The organism is Acinetobacter legionensis (assembly GCF_057165765.1).
In genome coordinates this window covers 3,352,184-3,366,350 of record NZ_CM169896.1, presented here as the reverse complement: position 1 = coordinate 3,366,350, position 14,167 = coordinate 3,352,184, and the positions used below count along the sequence as shown (strand labels likewise).

General features: G+C 36.6%; 12 protein-coding genes. 6 read left to right on the top strand and 6 right to left on the bottom strand.

The annotated features are described in order from the left end of the window. Positions 1 to 12 precede the first annotated feature (12 nt). Together AC2G3J_RS15300 and AC2G3J_RS15295 are read left to right on the top strand one after the other, a co-directional pair. Positions 13 to 705 (top strand): response regulator transcription factor, encoded by a 693-nt coding sequence (locus AC2G3J_RS15300; protein ID WP_336952811.1) that lies wholly within the window; start codon positions 13 to 15, stop codon positions 703 to 705. A 1-nt stretch (position 706) separates the two neighbouring features. Next, on the top strand, positions 707 to 2,044 hold the full coding sequence (locus AC2G3J_RS15295) for an ATP-binding protein (protein ID WP_336952810.1): 1,338 nt from the start codon (positions 707 to 709) through the stop codon (positions 2,042 to 2,044). A 28-nt stretch (positions 2,045 to 2,072) separates the two neighbouring features. On the opposite strand, the gene AC2G3J_RS15290 is transcribed toward AC2G3J_RS15295, so the two are convergent. The 3 genes from AC2G3J_RS15290 to AC2G3J_RS15280 all read right to left on the bottom strand — a co-directional run bounded on the left by AC2G3J_RS15290 (position 2,073) and on the right by AC2G3J_RS15280 (position 5,324). After that, positions 2,073 to 2,879, bottom strand: a complete 807-nt coding sequence (locus tag AC2G3J_RS15290) for a BUD32 family EKC/KEOPS complex subunit (RefSeq protein WP_336952808.1) — start codon at positions 2,877 to 2,879, stop codon at positions 2,073 to 2,075. Between the two features lie 296 nt (positions 2,880 to 3,175). Continuing rightward, the gene (locus AC2G3J_RS15285; RefSeq protein WP_336952807.1) at positions 3,176 to 3,850 is read right to left on the bottom strand and encodes a phosphatase PAP2 family protein; all 675 of its coding nucleotides are present in this window, start codon (positions 3,848 to 3,850) and stop codon (positions 3,176 to 3,178) included. A 286-nt stretch (positions 3,851 to 4,136) separates the two neighbouring features. After that, positions 4,137 to 5,324: an ammonium transporter gene (locus tag AC2G3J_RS15280; protein ID WP_336952805.1), complete on the bottom strand. Its 1,188-nt coding sequence runs from the start codon at positions 5,322 to 5,324 to the stop codon at positions 4,137 to 4,139. A 757-nt stretch (positions 5,325 to 6,081) separates the two neighbouring features. Between AC2G3J_RS15280 and AC2G3J_RS15275 the strand changes: the two genes are divergently transcribed. Continuing rightward, a complete protein-coding gene (locus AC2G3J_RS15275) occupies positions 6,082 to 6,696 on the top strand; it encodes a hypothetical protein (RefSeq protein ID WP_483770232.1) in 615 nt (204 codons plus the stop codon). A gap of 2 nt (positions 6,697 to 6,698) precedes the next feature. Here the strand turns inward: AC2G3J_RS15275 and AC2G3J_RS15270 are convergent, their stop codons facing one another. Beyond that, positions 6,699 to 7,301: a hypothetical protein gene (locus AC2G3J_RS15270; protein ID WP_483770231.1), complete on the bottom strand. Its 603-nt coding sequence runs from the start codon at positions 7,299 to 7,301 to the stop codon at positions 6,699 to 6,701. A gap of 162 nt (positions 7,302 to 7,463) precedes the next feature. On the opposite strand from AC2G3J_RS15270, the gene AC2G3J_RS15265 reads away from it, so the two are divergent. Further along, on the top strand, positions 7,464 to 8,306 hold the full coding sequence (locus AC2G3J_RS15265) for an SDR family NAD(P)-dependent oxidoreductase (RefSeq protein WP_483770230.1): 843 nt from the start codon (positions 7,464 to 7,466) through the stop codon (positions 8,304 to 8,306). A gap of 520 nt (positions 8,307 to 8,826) precedes the next feature. Here AC2G3J_RS15265 and AC2G3J_RS15260 read toward each other — a convergent pair. Next, a complete protein-coding gene (locus tag AC2G3J_RS15260; protein WP_336952801.1) occupies positions 8,827 to 9,261 on the bottom strand; it encodes an SMI1/KNR4 family protein in 435 nt (144 codons plus the stop codon). A gap of 69 nt (positions 9,262 to 9,330) precedes the next feature. Then, entirely contained in the window at positions 9,331 to 12,225 is a 2,895-nt protein-coding gene (locus AC2G3J_RS15255; protein ID WP_483770229.1) for a valine--tRNA ligase, read from the bottom strand. A 349-nt stretch (positions 12,226 to 12,574) separates the two neighbouring features. Here AC2G3J_RS15255 and AC2G3J_RS15250 point away from each other — a divergent pair, with 349 nt between their 5' ends. Both AC2G3J_RS15250 and AC2G3J_RS15245 read left to right on the top strand, forming a co-directional pair. Next, entirely contained in the window at positions 12,575 to 13,270 is a 696-nt protein-coding gene (locus AC2G3J_RS15250) for a hypothetical protein (RefSeq protein ID WP_483770228.1), read from the top strand. 80 nt (positions 13,271 to 13,350) lie between these two features. Further along, a complete protein-coding gene (locus tag AC2G3J_RS15245; protein WP_004722584.1) occupies positions 13,351 to 14,148 on the top strand; it encodes an SDR family NAD(P)-dependent oxidoreductase in 798 nt (265 codons plus the stop codon). The last annotated feature ends 19 nt before the right edge of the window (positions 14,149 to 14,167 follow it).

Sequence of the window (14,167 nt, the reverse complement as noted above, 5' to 3'; positions counted from 1 at the left end):
AGGATATAAACCATGACCAAAATTTTGATGATAGAAGATGATTTTATGATTGCAGAATCATCTAAAACATTATTGAAATATCAGGGCTTTGATGTGGAATGGGTGAATAATGGTTTAGATGGCCTCAAGCTTATTTCTGAGAAACAATTTGATTTGGTCTTACTTGATTTAGGCTTGCCCATGATGGATGGGATGCAGGTCTTAAAGCAAATTCGTCAACGTTCAAGTTTACCTGTACTGATTATTTCAGCACGTGATCAATTACAAAATCGTGTTGAAGGTTTAAATCAAGGCGCGGATGATTATTTGATTAAGCCTTATGAGTTTGATGAGTTGGTAGCTCGTATCCATGCCTTATTACGTCGCACAGGTGATATAACAAAAGAAGTGATAGGAAACGCATCAAATTTATTGAAAAATGGTGAAATTGTTTTAGATGTTGAACAGCATATTGCAACTCTAAAAGGTGAAACAGTGGAACTTTCAAATCGTGAATGGGCGATTCTCATTCCGTTAATGACCCATCCCAATAAAATATTTTCTAAATCTAATTTAGAGGATAAATTGTATGCTTTTGATAGTGAAATCAACAGTAATACAATTGAAGTCTATGTACATCATATCCGATCAAAATTGGGTAAAGATATTATTCGTACAATTCGTGGATTAGGTTATCGTTTGGGGCAACCACAAAAAGCGGAATAACATGGAATCTGCATTTTCCTTAAGAAAACGTTTAATTCGTTATACATCTATTTTTAGTATTTTACTTGGTTGCGTGTTGGTTTTTTCAGCCTATAAAATTTCTTTAGAAGAGATTAATGAAATTTTAGATGCACAAATGGTCTATTTGGCAGAGCGAGTGGAATTAAATCCACGTGCTATTCAAAGTCATTTTGATATACATAAACGTTACCATGAAGAGGATTTATTTATTGATGTTTGGGCATATGCTGACCCAAGTCAAACCCAAAGTACGCCTCATCATGTCATCGTTGAACCTAAGCAAAAAGCAGGTTTTTATAGCCAAGAAACAGCGCATGGTACTTGGATTACCTATATCTTACCTACCACTAATTTTCAAATTCAAATCAGTCAACAGGAAAAAGTTAGAGAGCATTTGGCTTTAGAGCTGGCTGGAAGTATGTTTCTTCCCTATTTATTAATTATTCCTTTTGCCTTACTCGGTTTGGTTTATATTATTCGCCGTAGTTTAAAGCCCCTTGAAGACTTTAAATCTGAACTCGCAAAACGTGATTCAAATTCATTGGTTGCGATTCAAAATGAACATTATCCAGAAGAATTATTGCCTACAATTCAAGAAATGAATCATTTATTTGAGCGAATTTCTATTGCTCAGCAAGAACAGCGACAGTTTGTAGCAGATGCTGCACATGAGTTACGTACACCAATTACTGCCTTGAATCTGCAAACTAAAATTTTAATGAGCCAGTTTCCTGAAGAGGAAAATCTGAAAAATTTAAGTAAAGGTTTAGCACGGATGCAGCACCTAGTAACGCAACTGCTTGCCTTGGCAAAGCAAGATTCCTCATTGAGTCATGAAGTTCAAGTGACTCAATTTAAGCTGAATGATGTAGCACTTAATTGTGTAGAACAGTTGATGAATCTTGCAATGGAAAAAGATATCGATCTTGGCTTTGTACGTAATGAAATAGTGACTTTAAGAAGTGTAGAACATAGTCTTCATTCAATCATTTTTAATTTAATCGATAACGCAATAAAATATACACCTGTTTCAGGCATGATTAATATTTCAGTATTTGAAGATATTCATGGTTTTGCTTATGTTTTAATTGAGGATAGTGGTTCTGGAATTGATCCTGATATGTATGACAAAGTCTTAAAACGTTTTTATCGTGTACATCATCACTTGGAAGTGGGGAGTGGTTTGGGATTGTCGATCGTGGATAAAGCCATTCAACATTTAGGCGGTGAACTGTCTTTATCACGTAGTGAAGAATTGGGCGGACTCAGTGTTTTGGTCAAAATCCCAATTCAGTGCCATATCAAAACAGAAAAGTAAAATACTTAAAAAATAAATGATCCCATTTCTACATTAGCGGAAGGGGCTCATTTTTCTTCATATACTGAAAAAATTCTAAACATTTTTGCATTCTACGACCATCACTGCCAAGTTTACCCAAATTGAAATTTGCAACCCAATTGAGTTTATTTCCTATACGGCAAATCTCGTTGTATTTTGATTTACTTGGATAAATTTCTGCAATCAGGATATCGCACGCTTGTGCAAGCTCGTCATCATTAAAACGGAATGCTGTGGAGAAAATAAAGCATAACCAATCTCGAATTTGACAGGTTTCTAATTCGAGGACTTCCCCAGGATCAGTTTCAAAATCAATAAAAGTAAATGCTTTGTCCTTATTCACTAAAATATTTCGTGCAAACGCCTCACTCAAATAACTGTCTTTTTGGTGTACAGCTTGAATAGCAAAAATTGCTTCACGATAAAATTCAAGCTTTTTAGCAGTATTTCCTTCCATTTTTGCCAATGCTTGATCAAGTTGCATGACATCTTCACCGTGATCAGCAGCATCTTCAATCAATAGACCTTGTGAACAATTAGCTAAAATTTGTGGTGTTGGAATACCAAGTGAATTTAATTCTGTCAGACGATGTACTTCACAATAAATCGATTTGCTTCCACCATAATTTGGAATAGGGGTTAGTGCTTCAATATTGAGTATACGTGCAACCCATTTTAATGGGATATAAATCCAAGCCGAGTGGCGTTCAGAGGCTTTTTTAAGCCACACTTTGCCATCACCTAACTGATAAGACTGAATATTCTGGTCTTGAATTTTAAGCGAATTGCGGAGAAATTTAGAAAAATTACTCATATTTTGCACGTATAAGATTACTAAATTGGCACAAGTATAAACAAAATATAATAATTTGTAAAAATTAAGATTGGTTTAATAATTTAATATTTAAATTATGACAAAAATGTAATTCTTTTAGTGATGAATATAGCTAAGCATCACTTGATTTGGCATTTTAGATTGAAATAAAAATAGATGAGCGATCAAATAAACCAGAGTAACAGTAATTCGCTTTTAAATATCTGATGTATTTTTAGAGATGCATTTATAATAAAATAATTTTGTGCGATATATCATATATAATTTTAGAGTCGTTATCTGGTAAATTTTTTATAAAATATACGATACACAATTAAGTTAAAAGTAAAAATAATCCAACCTGTCCAAAGGTTATGGCTAAGGAAATGCGCACCACGCATCATTTGCCCCCACCCCGTAATCAAGCCAAGTGTTAAACCTAGGGCTAGGAAAAGATAAGCAATTTTAGAATTTGATCGTCTAAATACAAAAAAACCTGTAAGCAATGAAAAACCTGTGCTGGCATGCCCACCAGGAAAGCAGCCTCCGTGGCTTGCAGAAAAATCCCAAACATAGCCTAGAGCGGTTTGCTCTGTCATAGACCAAGGGCAGGCATGAGCTGAGTGGGATTTGAAAATGCCAATTACTGCTGTAGATAAAACACTGACAATGAACAAATAGCCCAATTGCCATTGATACGATTTTAATTTCGCAACTTTAAAAGAAGCAATCCATGAAATGAATACTGTAATATAGAAGGCAATGATAATATGTTTAAGCAACTTGTGATTAACTTCAATAAGAAACCAATTGTTCTTGAGTGGAAAATGACCAGTACTATCTATCCACGGTTGGATAAAATACATATCGATTGCGCCACCCACGGGAAAGACAAAGAACAATATTAAAAATAATATTCCTAACAATAAACTGTTACTTAGGAAAAATTTATTTGAGTCGCAATAAGACATGTGTTGTTTTGCTCAATTTAAATATTTTAATCTGCGTGTATTAGAAAAAAACAAACTTAAACTAAGCTTAATGATTATATAATTGGAATTTTATAATTTGATCTATTAATAAATAGAAACATCAACGATTATTTTAAGATGGTTTTTGTAAGTAACTGCTCTTGAGAATGAATAAGCTTATTTTAAAAATTTTATTTTTAAATTATTGTATAGTCATTTAGATGCTATAAAAAGCGGCTTTTCAGCCGCAAAATTTATAAAAAATAAAACCTGCTGGTATAAACGATTAAAACATTGCATCCTCAGAGTTTGCAGAAATTTTATGAATTGATAAATCTGCACCTCGAAACTCTTCTTCTTGTGTTAAACGAATACCCATAGTCGCTTTAAGTATACCATATACAGCAAATCCACCAGCTAAAGCCAGTAAAATGGCAAGTAGCGTACCTATTATCTGAGACATCAAAGATACTCCCCCGATCCCTCCCAACCACTGCTGACCAAATAGACCCACAGCAATACCACCAAATGCACCACAAACCCCATGTAATGGCCAAACACCGAGTACATCATCAACTTTGAGTTTATTTTGTGTATAGGTAAACAGTTTAACAAACAGAAAACCGGCACAGATACCAATAAATAAAGCGCCAATTGGATGAACCACATCAGAACCTGCACAGATTGCCACCAAGCCTGCTAAGGGGCCATTATGTAAAAACCCCGGATCTTCTTTTCCAAAGAAATTTGCAGAAAGTGTGCCGCCTACCATTGCCATGAGTGAGTTCATAGCGACTAAACCTGAGATTGCATCTAAGCGTTGAGCACTCATGACATTAAAGCCAAACCAACCAACAATTAAGATCCAAGAACCGAGTGCTAAGAAAGGAATAGAAGAGGGGGGGTGTGCACTAACGCGACCATCTTTTTTATAGCGGCCATGACGTGCACCAAGTAGTAACACTGCTGCAAGTGCAATCCAGCCACCCATCGCATGTACCACAACAGAACCGGCAAAATCATGGAAGCTAGCACCAAACGTATCCGCTAACCACTTTTGTAAGCCGAGATTACCATTCCATGCGATCCCTTCAAAAAAAGGATAAACCAGCGCCACAATAAACAGGGTCGCAATGGCTTGAGAACGCATTTTGGCACGTTCTGCAATGCCACCAGAAACAATGGCGGGGATTGCTGCAGCAAAGGTCAAAAGAAAAAAACAACGCATCAAATTGTAGCCATGCTCAGTTGAAAGCGTAGTACCTGTATGAAAAAAATGTTGGCCATAGGCAATGTAATAACCAACAAAGAAGTAGGCGATTGCTGAGATTGAAAAGTCAGTAATAATTTTACTGAGTGCATTGACTTGATTTTTATGGCGAACTGTTCCCAGCTCTAAAAAAGCAAAGCCTGCATGCATAGCGAGTACAAGCACTGCGCCAAGCAAGAGAAAGAGTAGATCAACGTTTTGCATATACGATTCTTTTTGGTGCTATCTGTCACAAATTGGTTCAAGTATAACCAACGATTTGAATCCGTGAAGTGTTTGGCTGTATGAAAAAATAGATCAACAATTTCAAAATATTATTAAGACTCGATATAAAGCAAAAGCATGCACTATATTGGAATTTATGCACTAACTTGATGCAATAAGATATTCTGGTTTATTTTTAAGATACTGATAATTATTGATTTTTATTTATCGTGTTTCACCTTAGACCCAGCCTGTCTAATTTGAATCTAAAAACAAACCGATAAATGATTGAGTTAAAATTAAAAAATAACTTAATGACCAATTTTTGCATACACCCACACTGCAAGCTTGATTTCTGTATTCGAAATGGTTTCTTTGAAATTTTTGACCGTTCCATTGATTGGTTTTTTGAAACTTTGCATTTTAAAAAATTTGTATGGCCGTTTTCTCAAGTACTTGCGGAGTCGCTGCATAATTAAGCGAGCCCAAAAATAGTGATAGAACACTACTGTTGAATATTATTATATTTTTCATCATCATATCGATTTTTTTGTGATTGAATTATCTGTATTTTAAAATATGTATTTTATCAAGCTTTTGTATTCATCTTCTGGTTTAATCAACATCTTGGGGATATCTGAGTTATATTATTATAAATTTCAAATGGTTGGTCTTTTATTGAGTGTTTTAATGAGTTGAAAATAAATGTTTAAGATAAAATCAATTTGCGATTAAACAATTAATGACGTGTACAAAAATGATGGTGTCTAAAACATATTCCAATTTTTTAGTGTATTTAATAGCATTCTTTGGCCTCTGTCTATTTGCTGAATCAGTGAGTGCGCAGTCCAATCAATATAAAATCTATAAGTCGAAACTGTTACAGTGTGGAGAAGCAACTTTTCAAGTTATTTCTCAATGTGATGATTCTAATGACAGTGCAGAGTCAGGTAGTGCAGGTTCTTTTCGAACATCATGTTTATCGAGTCGATTAGCGGTAAACTGGAAAGGTCAGCAAAGAATACTGAATTTTCCCATGGCAACAGTACAGCAGCAGAAAATATTAGCAAGCAAAGGCTATGCTTTAACACCTGATATGAAAGTAGGGGATTGGTCACCACAAAGTTTAGCTTGTGGTCAAGCGGCTGGTATTGCGGGGCATTTTGTGGTGGTCAATCAAGCAACTACCAACGATATTAATCAAGAATATCACGGTAAAGGTTCATTGAGTGATGAACCCATTTTGCTGAATTTAAATGGGACTTTTACCAGTGAAACACTTAAAGCAAAAATCTATGCTTTATTAAAGCAAGGCCAAGTAAAGATTTCTAAAGTGATTGGTGCAAATGCAATTTTTGCGGATGAAAAATAGATTTAACACAGATAAATCCGTTTCATTTTGTCATCTGTTAAGAAGAAAGCAGATGCAGCACAGGTTTCTTCGAGTACATTGGCTGAAACACCATCACCTTTAAACTTTAAATAATGTTTAGGGTCAATCTGTTCGTTAGCAATAATATCGCCATTTTCTCCAAAGCGATATTCTTCATCGACATAGATATTTGTTTTAGGCGCGACTTCGAACTTAGCAAAAATATCTAAATCATCAGCTTCTTCATTATTTTGATAATAATAAACTTTATCACTGTCCGAAATACGAAATTCAAACAGATATTTCATGCCCTTTTTATTGGGATTTTTTAAGACTTGGAAAGCATCTCGTTTTCCATCTCCATCAAAATCGATAAGTAATGGCTTTTTAAGATGTGTCGTATCAACTGAAAAACCTTGAGGGAGTGGTGTTGGGTTATTGACGAGGTGGTCTGGCTCTGGCTGAGCAGGAATCTCAATGGATTCTACTTTGGTATATGCTTGTTGTGGAGTTTCTTGTTTGGTTAGTTTAGTTTCAGTGCCGGCTTTCTCATGACATCCCATGAGAAAAATAAGGGTGATGGATAATAAAATTTTCTTTTTCATAGAATTTGAATCATTCAATCATTTTGAATGTTGAAGATTCTATCTTAAAAATTGATTTTTTGATGCTCAATGTCCTAAATTGGAGATATAGTCGTGTGTTCTATATGTGCCAGTTTGCTGTCTTATACTGATTCATCTTCATCACTACAATGGGGGAATATTTTGAACACATCAAATTCTGATCAAGCTTTATCTGTCGTGATTACAGGGGGCACACGTGGAATTGGTTTTGCTTTGGCAGAAGCTTTTTTAAAGTTAGGTTGGTCTGTGATGATTTCGGCACGAAATGCAGCGCAGTTAAATCAAGTTGTTGCAGATTTTGCGCAACGCTATGCCCCAAATCGAATTTATGGGGTGACCTGTGATGTGGCTCAATATGAAGATTTACACAATTTATGGAAAGAAACAGTTTTAAGGTTTGGTCAGGTCTATGTTTGGATTAACAATGCCGGTACCTGTAATGCAGCAAGGGCATTTACCGAGATTGCTAGCTCAGACTTGGAAAGTGTAATCAAAACTAATGTGCTTGGTTCGATGTTGGGTTCGCAAGTGGCTTTAAAAGGAATGATGCAGCAAGGTTTTGGGCAAATTTTTAATATGGAAGGTTGGGGTAGTCGTGGTGAATGGAGTGCGGGGATGACGCCTTATGCAACCAGTAAACGAGCAGTTGCTTATCTGAATCATGCTTTAAATAAAGAAACCAAAAATAGTAATATTTTGATTGGAACGCTCAGCCCCGGAATGGTGGCAACAGATTTATTGATTTCTTCTTGGCAACAAGGTGAAGTTAAAAACTGGCATAAAATGAAATGGTTATTTATGTTTGTGATTGACCCACCTGAGCAAGTGTGTGGTTATTTGGCACAACGCATCAGTAAGAATAAGAAGAGCAATGCGCGTATTGTCTGGATGACACCGTGGCGTTTGTTGCTTCGATTTTTCCAACCTTATTATTGGAAAAGAAATCCTGTAGAGGGGACAGCTTTAGATCAGCTTAAGGAATAGTGGTTTTAGTGTTATGCATTACTGGAGAGATATTGAAAGAGCAGACCTCTCCCTAACCCTCTCCTGAAAAGAGAGGGAACCTCTTTGTGTATCGAATAACTATTCAATTCTCAAAGAGTGTTTCTTCCACATTTTAGGGAAGATTGAGGTTGTGGAATTTATGCACACATTTTTAGTTACTTCTCTTTAACCCGCTGCTGAAAGGAGAGGGAGCTTCATTGTGTATCGAATAATTATTAAACTCTCAAAGAGTGTCTCTGCCACATTTTTGGGAAGATTGAGGTTGTGGAGTTTATGCAAATATTTTAAGTCATTTCTCTTTAATTCTCTGTTGAAAGGAGAGAAACCTATTGTGTATCAAATAACGATAAAATTAGTAATGGAAGTCCCCTCTCCCTGTGGGAGAGGGCTAGGGTGAGGGTAATTTTTGAAAAATTAGAGTGTATCAATTCGCTTTATTTTGATAACTAATCTTTAAGTTAAATGGATATGAAATTGTTGAATGCTGTACGGAAAAACATCATCGATCAAGTATTTCTAAATCATCTTTCATTATGAGTAAAATAAACTCTTCAAAACTATTACAAACCTTATTATGCGTATTACAGATTTCATAAATGCCTAATTCATTGCCATATTCGTCTAGTTTTACTGCATACGCGGTAATCCAGAGTAAGAACTCAGAGAATACAAAACAATTTGCATGAGGAAAGTTTTCAATCCCTTTTAAATCTTTTACAGGTCTAAATTCAGCTAAAGTAAAAAATGAAAATCCTTCATTATTACAATTCATCTCACCTGAACCATTACAAAGTGTAAAATACGCTTTCAAAATTTGCGGAAGCTTGAGCTTATATTGTTGTTCAAATTGTTCGACCTCAATCAAGGTTGCAGGTTCTTTGATTTCTAAATTTTGCTTTAAAAGATATTCTTTAAATTCTTCTATAATATTCATTATTTTACTCAAAAAAAGAAGGAAGCATAATTAAGCTTCCTTCTTTAGAGGCAAAATTGCAAGCTTAGCTTAAAGCGCCGCAATCTGCTCCATATTGGCTTTAATCTTAGCTAACTGATCTACAAATTCAGCAAGTTTAACCTTTTCACCTTCAACAACCGCAGCAGGTGCTTTAGCCACAAAGCCTTCATTTGCAAGTTTAGAAGCAATTTGGTCATGCTGTTTTTGAACCTTGTCTAAGTCTTTTTGCAAGCGAGCAAGTTCTGCTTTTGGATCAATCAAGCCTTTCATTGGTACAAATACAGACACATGACCAACAACAGAAGATGAAGACAACGGTGGTTGCTCAGCATCGGTTAAGAAGGTAATGCTTTCAACTTTAGCCAAAGCTTTAAACAGTGGTTCAATACGTGCAATTTGTGCTTTTTCAGCATCAGTCGCGTTTTGAAGCAATACAGGCAATAAACGTGCATTACCTAAGCCCATTTCACCACGAATATTACGTACAGCACCAATCAAGCCTTGTAACCCAAGCATATCTGCTTCAGCCTGTTCATTGACACGTTCAGGGTTAGGAACAGGGTACGGCGCAAGCATGATGGTTTCACCATCAATACCAATCATTGGTGCCAGGGTCTGCCAAATTTCTTCAGTTAAGAAAGGCATGATTGGATGTGCAAGACGTAAAGACGCTTCCATTACAGAAAGAAGGACACGACGAACTTCTGCTTTACGCTCAGTCGATACTTTTTCATCATTCAGTACTGGTTTGGTCAGTTCAACATACCAGTCACAGTATTCATTCCAGATGAACTCATAAATCGCTTGAGCAGCCAAATCTAAACGGTAGGTTGCAAACGCTTGTTGAACGGCAGCTTCCGCTTTTTGTAAACGGCTGACAATCCATTGTTCAGGAAGTTCCCAAAGATCTTGACGGATTTCCTGACCAATTGGCTGTTGTTCACAGTTCATCATCACGAAACGGGTTGCGTTCCAGATTTTGTTGGCAAAGTTACGATAGCCTTCAACACGTTTCATATCGAACTTAATGTCACGTCCAGTATTGGCAAGTGCACAGAAAGTAAAACGAACCGCATCTGTACCGTAAGCTTGAATACCTTCAGGGAATTCTTTACGTGTAGATTTCTCAATTTTTGGTGCATCTTTAGGGTTCATTAAACCAGTGGTACGTTTTTGTACTAAGGTTTCAAGATCTACACCATCAATCAAATCTAATGGATCAAGTACGTTCCCTTTAGATTTAGACATTTTTTGACCTTCACCGTCACGAACCAAACCATGTACATACACAGTTTTAAATGGAACTTGCGGTGTACCATCTTCATTTTTCATGAAATGCATGGTCATCATGATCATTCGGGCAACCCAGAAGAAAATGATGTCAAAACCAGTAACCAATACATCCGTTGGATGGAATGTATTTAAGAAATAGTTTTCTTTATCTTTTGCTTCATCTCCGGTCCAACCCAGTGTAGAGAATGTCCAAAGACCTGAAGAGAACCATGTATCCAGTACATCTTCATCTTGGTTTAATTCAATATCAGCAGCGATATTATTTTTTTCACGAACTTCTTCTTCAGAACGACCAACATAAATGTTGCCTTCTGCATCGTACCAAGCTGGGATACGGTGACCCCACCACAATTGACGAGAAATACACCAGTCTTGAATGTTGTTCATCCAAGCCATATACATATTGCTGTATTGTTCAGGCACAAATTTGATATCGCCGTCTTTTACTGCTTTGATTGCAGGCTCAGCAAGAGGCGCAATCTTGACATACCATTGGTCGGTCAATAACGGTTCAATGATCACACCTGAACGGTCACCACGTGGTGGTTTCAGCGTATACGGTTGAATTTGGTCTAACCAACCTTCAGCTTCAGCTTGTGCAACCAATTTTTTACGTGCAGCAAAGCGCTCTAAACCAATATAGTCAGCTGGTGCTGGGATGGTTTTAGAAATTGCTTCGCCAGCTTTTGCGATAAACTCAAAATCAGCTAAAACTTCGGCATTTTTGTTGAAAATGTTGATGATTGCGAGTTCACAACGTTTGCCCACTTCATAGTCATTGAAGTCATGTGCAGGGGTGATTTTTACACAGCCTGTACCGAATTCTTTATCAACATATTCATCTTTAACAATTGCAACCGCACGACCCGTAATTGGTAAGATAATATTTTTACCAACAAGATGTGCATAGCGTTCGTCATCTGGAGCAACTGCAACAGCAGTATCCCCCAGTAAAGTTTCTGGACGGGTTGTTGCAACCACTAAATAATCGTGACCGTCTTGAGTACGTAGAGACTTATCTTCAAAGAAGTATTTGAAGTGCCACAATGAACCTTGTTCTTCTTTATCTGATTCAACTTCTAGGTCTGAAAGTGCAGTTTGTAGTTTAGGATCCCAGTTTACCAAGCGTTTGCCACGGTAAATCAAACCTTGTTCATGCAGTTTTACAAATACTTCCTTAACAGCATTTGACAGGCCATCATCCATGGTGAAACGTTCACGTGACCAATCTACAGATGAGCCAAGACGACGAATTTGACGGGTAATTGTACCGCCAGATTGTTCTTTCCATTCCCAAATTTTGTCGATGAACTTTTCACGGCCTAAGTCATGACGACTAATATCTTGAGCTGCCAATTGACGCTCAACCACCATTTGAGTTGCAATACCCGCATGGTCAGTACCCGGTTGCCATAAAGTATTTTTGCCTGACATTCGGTTGTAACGTGTCAAGGCATCCATGATGGCATTGTTAAAACCATGACCCATGTGCAAGCTACCTGTGACGTTCGGTGGCGGAATCATGATACAGAATGAATCGCCTTTACGAGACGGTTGGAAATAACCTTTCTCTTCCCAAGTCTTGTACCATTTTTTCTCGATCTCGGTAGGATCGTAGGTTGTAGCAATATTTTGCGCTGAATCAGTCATAGTAAAAACAGATCAAAAGTAAGTAAAAAATTGCATTCATTGTAGCAAATATTCATTAGGAATGTTGATTCCTGTTATGGCATATTTATCTTGAATTGAATGCAGCAATCAAAACATGAGAATACAAGATGCATTTGTGGTTTTTATCGATCTTAAATATGACAAATGTTGGATATTATGGGGTTTTAACTGAGTCATATTTACAAATGCGTGTTTTAGATATTTGATTTGTTGAGAGTATTTGTGATTGATATTCAACAAATAGCAGTGGTTAAAGACAATGCAAGATATTTCAAGTTTTGCTAAGATCAAAATTGAATAGGACAAAACAACAAAAGGACACATAACAATGCAGTATAAAATCGATTTATTGATTAAACAGCAAACGTACCAAGAGTTAAAAAGCATTACCCAAAGTTTGAATCATGGTGAAAAAAGAGATCTAGCAAAACAATTAGGTAATGTCTTTACGGAAATGTCATGCCAAGTGCTGGATCAGGTTTTTGGAACCTTACTTGATGAACAACGTAAAAATGATGCACTAGATGCAACAGGGAAGAAAAAGCTCAAAGAAGCTGAACAGATTTTTGATCAGATTGAAGGGGCATTAAAAAAATATATGCCGTGGTCAATTTCCTTTTTTAGTAATGATCGTCTAAAGCCTGTGGCAAACCATATTCTTAAAAAGTTTGAAGATTCAGATGCAACTGAAGTGGTGATGTATTACCAATTAGACCGTAGCTTAGGGCAAGAAGCGACTAGCAATATTCAAAAGGTCATTCAAGGGGATACCAGTGCTTTGCCTGAGACACTAAAAAATTTGGTTAAAATTATTGACCTCGGTGTATCAGAATTTATCCGTGACCCTAAGACTTTGTTAAAATTTAACTTTGTGGTCGATAAAACCTTAAATGGTGTGATTAATATGATCACCAGTACTGGCTATAAACGCTTAGAAAAAGTTGGCGATGAATACAATCCTCGCAATGTAGAAAAGGCGCAACATTATGCAGAACATTTTAAAAAGTTTTTAGTTGAAGGTTAGTTTTTAAAAGCAAATCACTTGATTGATTTGGTGGGTCACGTGGTCTAATATTTATTCACCATATTCAAGAGCATAATAAAATGGAAAGCTTAGAAGGAAAGGTGGTTTGGATTACAGGCGCATCTTCAGGGATTGGTAAAGCCTTGGCTGCTGAATGTGCTTTACAAGGTGCACAAGTGGTTTTAAGTGCAAGACGTTTAGAAGAACTTGAAAAAGTTCGTATAAGTCTTCTTAACCCAGATCATCATATTTCTGTGGCAATGGATATTACCGATGAAGCACAAGTACGCCATGCATATGAACAAGTCTTAGATGAGAAAGGGCGTATTGATTGGTTGATCAACAATGCGGGTTTAAGCCAAAGGGCACTGATTGCTGATACCACAATGCAAACTGAACGTGCGATTATGGAAATTGATTACTTCTCTCAAGTGTTTTTGACCAAATTGGTTTTACCAACCTTTTTAGCTCAAAAATCTGGGCGAATTGCGTATATTTCTAGCGTTGCGGGCTTATTGGGGACGCAATATCGGGCATCTTACTCTGCAGCAAAAGCAGCGATTCATATGTGGGCAAACAGTTTACGCGCAGAAGTGGCACAAGATGGTGTTAATGTTTCTGTTATTTTCCCTGGTTTTGTAAAAACCAATGTATCTTTCAATGCCTTAAATGGTGCAGGAAAAGCACAGGCACATCAGGATGAAGCCATTGAAAATGGATTAGAAGCTGATGATTTTGCGCAGAAAACAGTTTCTGCTTTATTAAAAGGTCAAGAATATATTGTCGTGGGTGGGCGTAAAGAGAAATTGGGTGTGTTGGTTTCTCGTCTATCACCATCGACACTTTATAAAATGATTCGCAAAATGAAAGTAAAGTGATTGAAAATTCATAAATTTT